Source organism: Tunturiibacter lichenicola, from assembly GCF_051013355.1.
Taxonomy (GTDB): Bacteria; Acidobacteriota; Terriglobia; order Terriglobales; family Acidobacteriaceae; genus Edaphobacter; species Edaphobacter lichenicola_F.
In genome coordinates, this window is the sequence record NZ_CP132944.1 from 950,279 (window position 1) to 965,196 (window position 14,918).

Below are 14,918 nucleotides of genomic sequence, written 5' to 3' on the forward strand. Positions count from 1 at the left end.
TCAGCCCTTCACCCTCACATAAAACATGCGCTCATCCCCACCCGCATGTTCAATCAGGATCTCTCCATCCGACCGCTCCACCACGCTCGGAAACTTCTCGCCCCACTCCACCAGCACCAGCGCATCCGGCTCCTCGGCCATCTCCTCCAGCCCCAGCGTCAACAACTCGCGTTCAGTCTCCAACCGATAAAGATCCAGATGAAACAGCTTCACCCTCTTCCCGCGATACTCATGCACTAGCGTAAACGTCGGACTCGTCACATCCTCTGCCTCAGCAGCACCCAGCGCCGCAGCGATCCCCTTCACCAACGTCGTCTTACCCGCGCCCAAATCCCCGCGCAACACAAACAGCTTCGGCGCAGGCAGTAACATCTCCGCCACCCTCTCACCCATCGCCAGCGTCCCCGCCTCACTCCGCGTCTTGAAGCGCTTCTTCTCCCGCAACTCCAAACTCACTTCACTCTCCTGAACTCATCATTACCATTCATCTTCTCATCGCGGATCACTCCGCACCGTGGCTCACGAATTCGCTGGCAGCTGCCTGCTTGCAAGAGGAGGAACTTCAGGATTCAATCCGAGATCGTGGTATTTTACTGTGCAACCCGCAGATCCAAACCGCACCATCCGCATCCGTTACCCGATAGCGAAATGCATCCGAAAGATGTGTAACAGTATCGGTTGCAAGTACGGTATGCTCATCCATCGCATGTGCTGCAAAGTCCGCTGCCAACCCATGCAGATACACCGCCGCCTCCACCGCCCGCGCAACGTCATCAGGAAACTGTGCCAGCATTGCTGCCACAACTCCTGTCAGAATATCCCCGCTCCCACCCTTCGCCATCGCTGGATTCCCGCTCGTATTCACCGCGATTGAGCCATCCGGATGCGCGATGAGCGTTCGCCACCCCTTCAGCACCAGCGTCAGCTTATGCTTCGTCGCAAACTTCCGTGCCAGCCCGATGCGATCTGCCTCCACCTCTTTCACGGTCATCCCCGCCAGCCGCGCCATCTCACCCGGATGCGGCGTCAGCACCATCACCCGCCCCTTGCCGTTCAGCAAACTCGTCGTCCCCGCAAACGCATTCAACGCATCCGCATCGATCACCACTGGAACCGTCGTCTTCTCCACCATCTGCCGCGCAAACGCCGGAGCATCCCCATCGGTCGACAACCCCGGCCCCACCGCCACAACCGAAATCCTTTTCACCAGCGCATCCAGCTTCGCTCCGTCTAGATTCTTAAACGACACAGCGCCCTTCGCACCCTCCGCCAGCGGGGCCATCATCAACTCTGGTGCAATCCGCGCCACCGTATCCACGATGCTCTTCGGCACCGCCGCCGTCACCAGCCCCGCCCCAGTCTTCAGACACGCCAGCGAAGCCATTGCCGGAGCACCCGCCTTCCCATAACTACCCCCCGCCACGAGCACATGTCCAAACTTCCCTTTATTCGAGTTCACATCCCGAGGTCTCTCCGCCAGCACCTTCGAAGCACCTGCCCAGCTCCAACTATTCGACGAAATCACCGCCTCCTCAGGCGATCCAATTCCCGCCACCACCACGGGCCCAAACGTTCCACCCGTCTTATCATTTCGCGTGAGATGACCAAAGACATGCGCCATCTTAGGAGCAGTAAAGGTCACCACAGCATCCGCCCGAAACGAACCATCAGCCGTCTGCTCCGTCGAATCCGCATCCCACCCCGAAGGTAGATCCACCGCTACCACAGTCGCTGCAAGATTCTCCACCATGCCGCGCAGCAAAGCAGTCAGTCCTCGCAGGGGCGGTTTGAACCCCGTCCCCACCAACGCATCAATCAAAAGCTCCGCATCACTCAGCGCGGAAGCGCAAGCTGCCAATCCGTTCTCATCGATAACCTCGACTACATCTACCGACGAAACCTCCTCCCGCAGCCGATGCATCGCCGCCGCAGCCTCACCCTTCAGATCTTCCACCCTCCCAAGCAGCACCACCTTCACCGACCGCCCCGCCTGCGCCAACACTCGTGCCGCAACGAACCCATCCCCGCCGTTATTTCCCTTCCCACACATCACAACCACCCGCATCCTCGCCGAATACTCACGCAGACAGAACTTCGCAACAGCAGTTCCAGCGGCCTCCATCAACGACTCCAGCGACACTCCAAACTTCTCCGCAGTCAATCGATCGACCGCCCCCATCTCCATCGCCGTCAGTATCTTCATATTCCCCTTCTAACCCGTTTTCCGTTCCTAAGCCAAGAACCAGCCATCAGCGGCTTTCGCCACATCTCCATTTGACTCTCAACCTCTAAGGGAAGACCACCTGGAGCAACGCCGCAATTACTGTAGAGTCGCTTTCGCTTCTTGTTTGTCATTCCCGAAGAGAATCTGCGTTTGCAGACTCTACACCATAAGGAAAATTGCCATAACCTCCGAATAAAGAGACGGACTATGCAACGAAGCCTTCACAAGTCCATCAGAAAAGACGAGACATGCAAAACGCCGGGATTGCGGCTAACCGCGCAGCAGATTGGGCCGTTCAACCTTTGGAGACAAAAATAAATCCGGAAACGGTGGCGTAGTCTGAGCCGCCTAAATTAACTGCCGCTTCAGACCACACTCGCACCACGAAAGACCACACTTCAACCACAAAAAAACAGCGATTTTCATCGCCGAACGTCGCAAAACCTACTCAGATCCGCCACCCACAACACCACTGGTCTCAACACCCAGCTTCTGTATGAAGTAGCTCTTATCCCAAAGCGCCCGGTAGAACGCGCCAGTCAGCTCAGCCGCCTTCGGTCCAAAGGTAGGCCGCCCGCCTTCGAGAAAAAACACGGTCACGATCCGCCCATTTGGCGTATCAGCATACGAACCAAACCACCCAAACCTGGTCCCGTTGTTCGAGCAGGTCCCCGTCTTCCCCATTACTGGAAACTCACTGAAGTTGGCCCGCAGAGACCGCGCCGTTCCATACTGCACAGCACCCTGCATTCCAACTGAAATCTCAGGAATGAGCGGAGCAATACTCAACGCTCTCTTGACCTTAGGCTCGAACGTAGCCACATCCACCGAGTTCTCAGGATGCTGCAGATAATAAAGCGTCCCACCATTTGCAATCGCAGAAACCAGCGCACCCAACTGTAGCGGAGTCATCGAAACGCTCTCGCCAAAAGAACACATCCGTCCTACGCCGCCGAGCGAAGCAGGCAACACCTCATCGGGATAAGTTCCCAGTTGCTCGCCCTGAATGTGATAGCCGGCCAACTCCCCAAGCCCAAACTCATTCGCGTAGTGCTTCACGCGCTCAAACCCCAACTGCCTGCCAAGCGTCTCAAAATACAGGTTGTTCGAGTGCGCCAGCGCCTCCGTCATGGTCAGGTGGTACTTCCCACCCAGATTCACCGGAGTATCTTTCGTTACGATTCCTTCTTCCAACGCCGCCAGAGCAACCGTCAATTTGATGGTCGAACAAGGCTCCGCTCCATGCGACAGCGCGAGCTTCTGGTTCACCATCGCGAGAATGCGCCCGGTCGATGGGTCGATCGCAATCGCGGTCCCGTTCATATTGCCCAGCGCCTCGATCGCAGCAGCTCGTACGACTGGGTCTTCGCCCTCGATCACATCGCCAAGCGTCAAATTATCCGCGTACGAACTCGCTGAAAAGTGCTCCTGATATCGAGTCCGCCGTACCGCCAAGGTCGGACGCGCTCCATGTCCGTGCCTCACCCGCGTCCCAGTCACCCCATGGGCCGTCCCGCTCGACTTCGACGCCGTATGCGAAGTGTTCGTGCTCGTCTTCAACTTGGTCGCAACACGAGCAGTTCCGGCAGAGCGATGCTTCGTCTTGGACGAAGTAGTAGTGGTGGTCGTACCAGTTGCACTCGCATCCACTCCAGCACCCAGAACCAGGCCGAAGAGGATTGCGCCGTAAATTTTCATCGATCTCGACACAAGCGAACCCCTTTTATTGATTTGAGTGCAATCGAACTACCATTGATCCAAAATTCACCTTATAAAACGCTTATTCAACACTATTACACACAGAATGCGCGTCCCTCTTTCGTGTTATTTTCGCGCAATTCAGTTGTATTATCAGTTTCCCCGCCGCAAAAAGGCTGGAATATCAAGCTCATCGGGCTCCGCAGCGTTCGTAGCCGCTACCGCACTGCCCCCAGAAGCCTGCCCCCGAATCAAACCATCTCCAACCGGAACTTCTTCCGCGATGCCATGAACGTCTTCGTGTTGGACACGCACCGCCGATGAAAAATGGGTGCTCTCTCTCGCCCCCTGTGGGAATCCATTTTCTCTCCGGTCAATCTCAGCAGGCGGCTCAACCCGCGGTGAGGCAGCACGGAAGAAATCATCATCAAACACCGAAGCAGGCACCGGAATCAACTCAGGCTGAGCAACCGGTTCGACCATCGCGGTCGGCCGCTCCACATGATTCCCGTCATGACCAAATCCACCCTCCGGCTCCATCTCACTTGCAAACCGCGAAGCCACTGGCCGCGAACTCACCCGCGGCTGAATCGGCACGTCATACCGCATCGTAGGCAGCGTCGCCTCCGACAACATGCGCTCCCGCCGCTGCGGCATCTCCTGATGCTTGAACCCAGTGGCGATCACGGTAATCTTCACCTCATCGCCCATCGACTCATCCTGCACTGCACCGAAGATGATGTTCGCATCCTCATGCGCCGCATTTTGAATAATGCTCGAAGCCTCGTTCACCTCACTCAGCTTCAAACTGCTCGAACCCGTAATGTTGATCAGAATTCCCCGCGCTCCATCGATCGCCCCCGCCTCCAACAACGGTGAAGCCATTGCAGCCATCGCAGCCTCAACCGCGCGATTCGCGCCCGTACGCACGCCCGTACCCATCACCGCGTAGCCCATCCCCGCCATCGTCGTCTTCACGTCGGCAAAGTCGCGGTTGATCACACCAGGAATCGTAATGATGTCCGAGATCCCCTGCACACCCTGTCGCAACACATCGTCCGCAATCCGGAAGCTCTCGAAAAATCCCGCATCCTTCGCCACGGCGAGCAGCTTCTCATTCGGAATCACAATCACGGTATCGACCGACTCCAGCAGCTCCTGCATCCCACGCTCAGCCTGCTGCATTCGGCGCTTGCCTTCAAACGCAAACGGCCGCGTCACCACAGCAACTGTCAGCGCCCCCATCTCACTCGCGAGGCTCGCAATCACCGGAGCGGCACCCGTCCCCGTTCCACCACCCAGCCCAGCCGTCACAAACACCATGTCAGCGCCCTCGAGCGCCTCAATAATCTTGTCCGAATCCTCAAGCGCCGCCCGACGCCCCACATCCGGGTTCGCCCCCGCACCCAGCCCACTCGTCAGCTTCACGCCAAGTTGCAGCTTCACCGGAGCATTCGACACCTGCAGCGCCTGCACATCCGTATTCGCCGCAATAAACTCCACGCCGACCACATTCGCCGCAATCATGCGGTTCACGGCATTATTGCCGCCTCCACCGACGCCAATGACCTTGATCCTCGCGCCATGCGGTATCTCATCGTGATAGTGAATGCGGAGATCGTCGGGCAAATTGGACATGGCAGCAGTTACTCCTTAAGGTTTTTTAATTCTCCCATCTCCGCGCCAAACACACGACCCCCGTTTTCCACCACCCGTACCATGCATGGTTCAAAATTCGATAAAAAGTGGCCAAACTGGTATCGTGCCCCACATGGAACGTTGCGCCTTCTCCCGCGACGGCCTGCGATTCTCCTATCTCGACTCCGGAGGCCGCGGCCGTCCACTCGTCGCCCTCCATGCGCACGTCATGGAGGCAACTACCTTCGCGCCTCTCGCCAAGCTCCTCGCACCCGAGTGGCGAGTCATCGCACTCGACCAGCGCGGCCATGGACACTCCGACCACGCCCCCAGCTACACCCGCACCGACTACCTCCTTGACCTCGAGGCCCTCTTCGATCACCTCCACCTCAACGACGCAGTTCTTCTAGGCAACTCCCTCGGCGGCATCAACGCCTATCAGTTCGCCGCGCGCCATCCAGAGATGATCCGTGGTCTCATCATCGAAGACATCGGCGTAGTCATCAGCGACGAGCCATCCTTCGTACTCGCCTGGGAGGGAGTATTCCCAACACGCGAGGCTCTCGCCGAGTGCATAGGCCCGCGATTCGCACCATACCTCGAAGACTCCTTCCGCAAAACACCGGCCGGGTGGAAGCTAGCCTTTGAGCCAAAAGAGATCGTAGCCTCAGGCAAAGCCACCAACGGCGATCACTGGCACGATTGGCTCTCCACCGACTGCCCCGCCCTGCTTCTTCGCGGACGCGACAGCAGAGTCACCACTCAGACAGAGTGCGAGCAGATGACCTCGCGCAGGCCAAACACACGTCTCGCAGAACTCGACGGCAGCCACGTCCTCCACTTCGAAAATCCGACAGCCTTCGGAGACGTGGTCAAAAAGTTCCTCCGGGCACTCTGACGAAACAAGCCTGACGAAACGAGATCGAAGCACCGATCCCGTCACGACAAAGGCCGTCCATCACTTTCCCCTTGCAAAGACCGCACCCGCACCTCAAACTGAAATTGTCCATCTAAAATGAGAGTCGATCGGAGCCGTTCGTATGAGCCTGACCCGACGCGTCTTTATTCAGCGCATCGCACAGATTGGCGGATACTCAGCCGCATTCGCATCCATGCAAGCCCTCGGCCTCATGCCCGCAGTCGGCCAATCCCCACTCCCGCAGCTTACCTCCGACTTCGGCAAAGGCAAAAAGGTCGTCATTCTCGGAGCAGGCATCGCCGGCATGACCGCAGCCTACGAACTCCGCAAAGCCGGCTTCGAATGCACCATCCTCGAAGCCCGCAACCGTCCCGGCGGACGCAACTGGACCGTCCGCGACGGCACCAAGGTTGAGTTCACCGACGGCACCATCCAAAACTGCGACTGGCAGGACGGCGGTTACCTCAACGCGGGTCCCGCGCGCATTCCCTCCATCCACACCCACATTCTCGGCTACTGTCACGAGCTCGGCGTCCCCCTCGAGGTCGAAGTCAACACCTCTCGCTCCGCCCTCATGCAGTCTCCCAAGCTCAACCACGGCGAAGCCGTGCAGCAACGTCAGGTCGTCCACGACACGCGCGGCTATCTCGCTGAACTCCTCTCGAAAGCGATCAACAAGCACACCCTCGACGACGAGCTCTCCAAAGAAGAATCTGCCCGTCTCCTCGAATTCCTTCGGAACTTCGGTGACCTCAACAAAGATGGACGTTACACCGGCACCCCTCGCGCAGGTTTCATCACTGGCCCCGGTGCAGGCCCCGTCAACCCCGTTCTGCACAAGCCGCTCAACTTCTCCGAACTCCTCGCCGCCGACATGTCTACCGGCGAGTTCTACGAAGAACAGATCGACTGGCAGGCCACCATGTTCCAGCCCATCGGCGGTATGGATCGCATCGCCTACGGCTTCGCAAAATCACTCGGCGACATGATCCACTACGAGTGTCCCGTCACTGAGATCACCACCTCCGGCCAAAGCGTCACCGTCGCCTACACCAAATCCGGCGTACCCCAAACCATCACCGCCGACTTCTGCATCTGCACACTGCCCCTGCCAATCCTCGCCAAAACCAAAAACAACTTCTCCCGCGAAACACAACAGGCATTCACAGGCATGCCCATGGTTCCGCTCTATAAAATCGCCTGGCAGTCTCCGCGCTTCTGGGAGAAAGAGAACAACATCTACGGTGGCATCTCCTTCCTCAAAGACAAGGTCGACCTCGTCTGGTACCCCACCGACAAACTCTTCTCCCCTACCGGCGTCCTGGTCGCTGGCTTCAACTCCGAGCAGAAGATCGTAGGCGGATTAGGCGGAACGACGACCGGCGAACTCTCTGCCTTCGGCGCGCTCCCCACCATCGAAGCAAAGTTCGAAGCCTCCCGTCAGGCCGTAGAGCTCCTTCACCCCGGCCGCTCCCACCTGCTCACCAAACCAATCTACGTCGCATGGGCCAAGATCCCATACTCACTCGGCTGTCTCGCAAACAACTTCGTCGACAGCAGCGCCCCGGCCTACGCACAGCTTGAAAAACCGGAGGGCAAGACCTACTTCGCCGGCGACTACCTCTCTCACCTTGTCGCCTGGCAAGAAGGAGCAGTCCTCTCCGCCCATCACGCCATCGAACGCATAGCAAAACAGATCCGCAGCTAGCCGCCCTTTTTTCGTCTTTGCATTTCTTACTGTCATTCCGCACCCTGAGCAAGGTCGGAGGGTAAGGAATCTGCTTCTGTTTTTTCACCTTTGCTATTGCCTTTGCATTTCTTGTTGTCATTACGCACCCTGAGCAAGGTCGAAGGGGAGGAATCTGCTTTTGCCTTGTCTTTATTGTTCCTAAAATCCTCGCCCCGGTGAAGATCGAGTCAAAACCGAGTCGACAAACCGCAACGGCATGCGAAGTGAACGAATTGATTCACCAACACCAGTCTGGACGCAAGCCCGCGAACGAGCCGATCAAAGCACCGTAACAAACTCCGTCAGCCGATCCAGACTCTGGCACCAACCCTGCGACATCCCCGCAAGATACCGCGGAGCATCAGCGCTGGCTGTCTTGATCACTCGAGCGGCCAGCGAAATCTCAGTTCCGCCACGCGCTGCGTCAAAGATCACTGTATTCAGCACCTCGAACATCGGCTTCCCGGCACCGTCAATCGCCGCTGTCACAAAGACCAATTTATGTGGCCGATCGATCGTCACAAACCGCCCCGTCATCGGATACACAACTCCATCCGGCGACCGCATGTCGATCAGCATTGCCCCGCCAATCCGGGCATCCACCTCGCACACAGGATTCGTGAAGCCCTTTGGCCCCCACCACTTCGCCAGCTGTTTCTGATCGATCCATGCGGCAAACACCACCTCCGGCGAGGCCGCAACTCGTCGCGTCAGGCAGACTTCAAGCAGCGCCGCCTCCATTACGCTCCCTTCAATGACCATGCTTCACCTCGTGCAAAAGATCATCCAGCTTCTCAAAGCTGCTGTTCCATCCCTTAACGTGCCCGTCCCTATCCTCTAAGGTTACGAAGAACGTCTGATGAAAGTTCATCGTAGTCTTCCCTGCATGCTCCTCAAGCGTGATCGTAATCACGGTGTCGTGCTCTGGAAGGCCCGTACCTTCCTCCCAGTGAAACGTAAAGACCAGCCTCTCCGGTTCAACCAGTTCCAGGTATTCACCACCCTGCCAAAGATCGAGTCTCCGCTTCGCACCGTCGCCCGTGTCGAAACCGTCGCTATGAAGACAGTTACGCCACTCCCCGCCCACACGAAGATCAGCAGTCAGGTTCTGCGCAACAAACTCACGCGGCCCAAACCACTGTTTCATATGCTCAGGATGGGTCCACGCCTTCCATACCAACTCGCGCGGCGCATCGAAGACCCGTGTAATAAAAATCTCTCGCTCAGCGGCATTCGCTCTCACTTCAACCAGGCTTTCGAGCATACCTTTCTCCTTTGTGTGGCATCACCTGCAGTCCGCCGCTGAATACACCCTGGCCAACTCTACGCAAGGCGGTCGAAATCCCGTATTTGATTTGGACGACGAGCGGCTCTAATCGCTGTCACGTTAATTATTTCTTTTTGTTGCGACGTTTCTCCTTCGCCTGCATCGTCTTCAGGTACTCTTCCAGTCGGTCGAAGCTCTGCTCCCAGAACTGTCGATACTCCTCCAACCACTCCGCAGCCTCTTTCAAAGGCTTAGGATTCAACTTGCAAGGCCGCCACTGCGCCTCACGCCCACGCGAGATCAGCCCAGCCCTCTCAAGCACCTTCAGATGACGCGAAACCGCAGGCATGCTCATCTCAAACGGCGCTGCAAGCTCAGTCACCGACGTCTCTCCCGACGCCAGCCTCGAAAGAATCGCCCGCCGGGTTGGATCGGCTAAAGCACCAAACGTTGATGTAATCTGATCGTCCATATTATTAGCCATTACGTTAAATAACCATAATGTTAAATACAAAATATGGCAAGAGGAAAAATCGAATTTTATTTTTTAAAAATTTTCCAGAGATCAGATGGAGCAAAATCCAGAATCAATAGTGGCGAAGGTTATCCCAGTTACTTACCTTTCGAACGAAGATCACAATCTCACCAGGTTTAGCGCCTAATCGAGTAATCGTGTCCTGACCACCCTTGCAGGACGAACCAAATCTGTTGTCCTTTCCGATAGTTGTTCCTTCAGAAAGGATTTCCGAAACCGAGAGTTGGTCTTCCCACGCGCAGTTTGTGATGCGTCCGTTATTATCGTCAACCCATACATGCTCGGGCGAGGGATTCGAAAGGCGGATCCTGGCTGTTCCATCGCTGCCTGTTATTTGGGTAGAGCGAACCGTAGAGGCCATGGATGGCTTCCCCTCAAACAAGATGAACGACTCACCATTCGCTGGCTTTCCGCTGTCCAGATACACCAAGCGAACGACTACCTCCGTCGGTTGAAGAGCGCTGCCTGATTGGAGAAAAGAGCTGAAACACAGTATTGACGTCCAGAATCCTATCATTGGCATCCTCCTGGCGAACAAGTTTGAACAAAGCCAGCTGTGCTTAAGCTCGTGTACTGATGGTTCATCACGAAGGGTGGATTATTCGTACGGAAGCGCGAACCGCACGATAGTAGTCCGTAATCACCAGCTAACTAGCAACAGAACAATTAGAAGCTTCCAGCAAAGATCGCCTTTAACTTCGCCTTCAGCCCTTGCTCCTCACTCGCACGCCGCACCTGTGTCCGGTGCGTATAAAGCAGCATCCCAATCGCAACCGCGAACTCCGGCGTAGCCAACTCCGCAGGCATCCGCGACAGCGGCACCGGATACCCAATCCGAGCCGGAACCCGCAGCAGACTCTCCGCGTTATCCAGCAGCCCCGCCATATTCGCGCCACCGCCCGTCACAACGCAGCCTGCGCCCAACGCCTCCAGCACTCCACCGTGCCGCAGATTATCCCTCAGCATCGTGAACAACTCACGCGCACGCGGCTCCAGAATCTCCGCCAGAAATCTCTGCCGTACCATCCGCGCCGGCTGCCCACCAGAGAAGGCAAGATTTCCCCCAACTTCAATCTCATTCAACTGCGGCACCGCTGTCACCACGCAATGCCCATACATCTTCTTCAGATACTCCGCTTCTTCCACCGTCACATGCAGACCAACCGCAAGGTCGTTGGTAAAGTGATCCCCACCAATCGGCAGCACCGCCGTATGCGCAATCGACCCTTCAAAAAACACCGCCAGCTCCGTCGTACTCGAGCCGATATCGGCCATACAAACACCAAGCTCACGCTCATCCGCACTCAACACAGCCTCAGCGGCGGCAATCCCCTCATACACCGTGTCCTGCACCTCAAGCCCGGCGCGATTCGCGCACGTAATCACACTCTGCGCCACCCCACCCGAACACGTCGACAGATGCAGATTCACCTCAAGCCTGTTCCCCACCATCCCCACCGGGTCATGAATCCCCGGCTGGTCGTCCAAAATAAACTCCTGCGGCAAAAGGTGCAGCACCTCGCGATCTGGAGGCAGCGCCACCGACCGCGCACGATCCACCGCAGCCCGCACCTCTTCTCTCGTAATCTCGCGCATGCGGCTACCCATGCTGATTCCGCCGCGCGAGTTCACTCCACGCACATGCGTCCCGCCGATTCCCACAATCGCCGTCTCGATTCCAGCCTTCGTCATTCGCTCCGCAGTCAGCGCCGCACGATTGATCGCCTCCGCCGCCGGCCCCAGCTCCGCAATCAGACCCTTACGCATTCCCTGCGAAGGTTCAATGCCATGTCCGCGATACCGCAGCACGCCATCCTGCAGCTCCGCCACCAGCACACAACTCTTCGTGCTCCCTGCATCCAGCACGGTAATCAGGTTGTCTTGTTTTTGGTTCATGGATGCGCCGCCTGCGTAGGATGATACTGCGTAGTAGCTGGCCCCTGTGCCGCGACCGCGTGATGCTTCGCCGCAGCAGCAGCCTTTGCCTTTGCGTCTCTCTTCTTCTTCGCCTCAGCCGCAGCTTTACTCTGCGCAGTCGGATGAGTAGTCGCAGGCTTCCCCTTCACAACCGCTGCATGCTTCGCCATAGGAGGATGCACAACAGGCGAAGCCTTTGCTGAAGCCTTCAACGCATCGTCAGCAGCGTTAGACATAGCAGCCGCAGCCGTCTTCGAATCAGCCGCCGATGAAGCGCTGGCCCCATCTCCAGAGTTTGCAACCGGCACTCCCGCGCCAGACTGCATCTCCAGCACCACCTGCCGCTCATACCGCATATCCACCGACGACAGCTTCGGATAAACCGTTCGCCACTCCGGCAGATGCTCCTGAAACCGGCGATAGCGCTCCAGAAAATCGACATCGCCAAAGTGAACCAGAATCTCGTTCGACTTATCCGGAATCAGCGCCTTCACGTCCTCCGGATTCGACAAATCAACCTCACTAAGCCCTTCAGAGATCTTCTCTCCCGACCCATCCAGCTCCGTCGTAAAGCGCTCATAGATCTTCATCCGTGCCGCACGCACCGACAACGGATCATTTGCCACAATCCCCGTAACAACCGGAAACGAGTAGTGACCATCCGGCTTCGCATCCACCGGCATATCCAGCAACACGCCGTTCGCATCCACCAACCCGATATGGTTGCCCTGTCGCACAAACGCCACCGGCGTCCTCTCCACAATCGAAACCCGCAGCCGATCCGGCAACAGCCGCATCACCGTCGCGTGCGCCACCCACGGCAGCCTCTCCAGCTCGGCACGCCGCTCCGGCAACGAAACCTTAAAGATGTTCCGTTCGATATCCTCCCCGAAGATGCTCAGCAGCTGCGCCCGCGTCACATGCGCATTGCCCTGAAACTCAATCGAAGATGATGACGGAATCAAGAACCGCTCATCGTGCAACAGAAAACTCCTCGCCGCAAGATACAACCCGGCGCAAACCCCAAGACACGCAACCAAACCACATCCAGCCGCAATCCTTCCCCACTTCGTCGACGGCAGGCCGCGAAATCGCACGCGCACTCCCGCCTTACGCCGCCCCGCCGGAGCATCGTCGTCCCAATGCGGGTCGTCCGCGAAATCTTCGCTAAGATCACGCCGCAGCCTCCGGTCTGGAGAAGCCGAGACCCGTCGCGGCCCCCGAGACTCCGAAGCATACTTCTGCTCAGGCGCCTCTAGCACCGCTGTCCCGCGCTTCGAAAACACATCGCTTTGTCGCACGCCTGAGCAAGGCCGCGAGAATCGCCATCCTGAGCATAACCCGCAGCGTCCCCGCCGCAGCCCCCCATCTTTGCCACGTACCCTTTCAGGAACTCACCCATTCGCGGCCAACCCTGCCAGCACCGCTGGCCCCGCCTGCGATACACTCCCCGCCCCCAGCGTCAAAATCACATCCCCTGCCTTGGCCACCCGCACGAGCATGCCAACTCCTTCAGCCATAGACGGCGCATACCCCACCTTGTCTCCGCCCTTGGCCTTGATCGCCTTTACCAGCGCCTGCGAATTAACGCCCGAAATCGGAGCCTCGCTCGCCGCGTAGATATCAAGCACCTCAACCGTATCCGCGTCCTTGAAGGCTCCTGCAAACTCCGTCATCAGATCACGCGTCCGCGTAAACCGATGCGGCTGAAACAGCACATGCACGCGCCCATACCCACAATCCCGCGCTGCCCGCAGCGTAGCCAGAATCTCCGTCGGATGATGTCCATAGTCATCCACCACCGTCACCCCACGCACCTCACCCTTGATTTGAAACCGCCGATCCACCCCGAGAAACGTCTCCAACCCCGCCGCAATCTGGTCCGGAGCCACCCCCAACTGCACCCCCACCGCAACCGCAGCCGTCGCATTCAACACGTTATGCCGCCCCGGCACATGCAGCCGAAACGTCCCCAGCACCAATCCCTTATAGTTCACCGCAAAACAAGAGTGACACGCCTCATCCTTCGGCAGAATCTCCACGCGAAAGTCCGCATCCGCACTCTCGCCGTACGTATAAACCCTCCGCCTCACCCGAGGCAGCACAGTCCGCAGCAGCGCATTATCGACACAAGCCGTAGCTGCCCCATAAAACGGCAGCCGGTCCATAAACTCCACAAACGCGCCTTCAACATCCGCCATATCGCGATAGCAGTCCATATGCTCGCGATCCAGATTCGTCACTACCGCCAGCACCGGCGACAACTTCAAAAAGCTGCGATCGCTCTCATCTGCCTCCGCCACCAGGTACTGCGAATTCCCCAGCTTCGCATTCGACCCCAGCGCGTTCACCCTGCCCCCAACCACCACAGTAGGATCCAGCCCGCCACCCGCAAGCACCGCCGCAACCATCGAAGTAGTAGTCGTCTTCCCATGCATCCCGGCCACGGCAATCCCATACTTCAACCGCATCAACTCTGCGAGCATCTCCGCCCGCTGAATCACCGGAATCTTCCGCTCTTTCGCCTCTAAAACCTCAGGATTATCCTTCGAGACGGCTGAACTCGTCACTACTACATCGCTCGCCGCAGCATTGCTCGCAACATGCCCCTCAAAGATCCGCGCCCCCATCCCCAGCAGCCGATCCGTCACCGCACTCCGCCGCAGATCGCTCCCCGAAACCGAATACCCCATCGTCAGCAGGATCTCCGCGATCCCGCTCATCCCAATTCCGCCGATCCCGATAAAGTGAATCCGTTGCGACGGCGCAAACAAAAAGTGCCCAGGCACAAACATGCTCTCGTAATCTCTACTTTCAAAACTATCAATGCGAATAACCGCGCACGATGCAGTGATCCTTCAGATTATCAGCGTTTACGAGCAAAGAGTGCGCAACTCAACTCCCCTCCGACCTACGGGAGGACCCTCTCGCTCTCATCACAAAAAACAAGGTACACACGCCACGAAGTGGCCGCCCCACGCGCAGTGGGCC

The 14,918-nt window shown here is 57.7% G+C and carries 12 protein-coding genes; 2 read left to right on the plus strand and 10 right to left on the minus strand.

The window, feature by feature from the left end; genetic code table 11:
• From tsaE to ftsZ, 4 genes are all read right to left on the minus strand, one after another.
• Complete coding sequence (tsaE, locus tag RBB82_RS04050; protein WP_433973837.1) at nucleotides 1-456, minus strand: tRNA (adenosine(37)-N6)-threonylcarbamoyltransferase complex ATPase subunit type 1 TsaE; 456 nt, start codon at nucleotides 454-456, stop codon at nucleotides 1-3.
• A 106-nt stretch (nucleotides 457-562) separates the two neighbouring features.
• Nucleotides 563-2,203: an NAD(P)H-hydrate dehydratase gene (locus tag RBB82_RS04055; protein WP_433973838.1), complete on the minus strand. Its 1,641-nt coding sequence runs from the start codon at nucleotides 2,201-2,203 to the stop codon at nucleotides 563-565.
• A gap of 465 nt (nucleotides 2,204-2,668) precedes the next feature.
• A complete protein-coding gene (locus tag RBB82_RS04060) occupies nucleotides 2,669-3,922 on the minus strand; it encodes a penicillin-binding transpeptidase domain-containing protein (protein ID WP_433973839.1) in 1,254 nt (417 codons plus the stop codon).
• 153 nt (nucleotides 3,923-4,075) lie between these two features.
• Nucleotides 4,076-5,560, minus strand: coding sequence for a cell division protein FtsZ (gene ftsZ, locus RBB82_RS04065; protein WP_433973840.1), 1,485 nt, complete (start codon nucleotides 5,558-5,560; stop codon nucleotides 4,076-4,078).
• 133 nt (nucleotides 5,561-5,693) lie between these two features.
• Here ftsZ and RBB82_RS04070 point away from each other — a divergent pair, with 133 nt between their 5' ends.
• Nucleotides 5,694-6,458, plus strand: a complete 765-nt coding sequence (locus RBB82_RS04070) for an alpha/beta fold hydrolase (protein WP_433973842.1) — start codon at nucleotides 5,694-5,696, stop codon at nucleotides 6,456-6,458.
• 142 nt (nucleotides 6,459-6,600) lie between these two features.
• Nucleotides 6,601-8,187 carry a flavin monoamine oxidase family protein gene (locus tag RBB82_RS04075; RefSeq protein ID WP_433973843.1) on the plus strand — a complete coding sequence of 529 codons (1,587 nt, stop codon included), beginning with the start codon at nucleotides 6,601-6,603 and terminating at the stop codon, nucleotides 8,185-8,187.
• A gap of 300 nt (nucleotides 8,188-8,487) precedes the next feature.
• Here the strand turns inward: RBB82_RS04075 and RBB82_RS04080 are convergent, their stop codons facing one another.
• The 6 genes from RBB82_RS04080 to murC all read right to left on the minus strand — a co-directional run bounded on the left by RBB82_RS04080 (nucleotide 8,488) and on the right by murC (nucleotide 14,722).
• Complete coding sequence (locus tag RBB82_RS04080; protein ID WP_433973844.1) at nucleotides 8,488-8,970, minus strand: SRPBCC family protein; 483 nt, start codon at nucleotides 8,968-8,970, stop codon at nucleotides 8,488-8,490.
• The gene (locus tag RBB82_RS04085) at nucleotides 8,960-9,472 is read right to left on the minus strand and encodes an SRPBCC domain-containing protein (protein WP_433973845.1); all 513 of its coding nucleotides are present in this window, start codon (nucleotides 9,470-9,472) and stop codon (nucleotides 8,960-8,962) included. Before RBB82_RS04085 ends, RBB82_RS04080 begins: the two co-directional genes overlap by 11 nt.
• 127 nt (nucleotides 9,473-9,599) lie before the next feature.
• Complete coding sequence (locus RBB82_RS04090) at nucleotides 9,600-9,959, minus strand: ArsR/SmtB family transcription factor (RefSeq protein WP_433973846.1); 360 nt, start codon at nucleotides 9,957-9,959, stop codon at nucleotides 9,600-9,602.
• Nucleotides 9,960-10,676: 717 nt separating this feature from the next.
• Nucleotides 10,677-11,906, minus strand: a complete 1,230-nt coding sequence (gene ftsA / locus RBB82_RS04095) for a cell division protein FtsA (protein ID WP_433973847.1) — start codon at nucleotides 11,904-11,906, stop codon at nucleotides 10,677-10,679.
• Nucleotides 11,903-13,189, minus strand: coding sequence for a cell division protein FtsQ/DivIB (locus RBB82_RS04100; RefSeq protein ID WP_433973848.1), 1,287 nt, complete (start codon nucleotides 13,187-13,189; stop codon nucleotides 11,903-11,905). The genes ftsA and RBB82_RS04100 overlap by 4 nt, the downstream gene beginning before the upstream one ends.
• 132 nt (nucleotides 13,190-13,321) lie before the next feature.
• Entirely contained in the window at nucleotides 13,322-14,722 is a 1,401-nt protein-coding gene (gene murC / locus RBB82_RS04105; RefSeq protein ID WP_433973849.1) for a UDP-N-acetylmuramate--L-alanine ligase, read from the minus strand.
• Nucleotides 14,723-14,918: the final 196 nt, after the last annotated feature.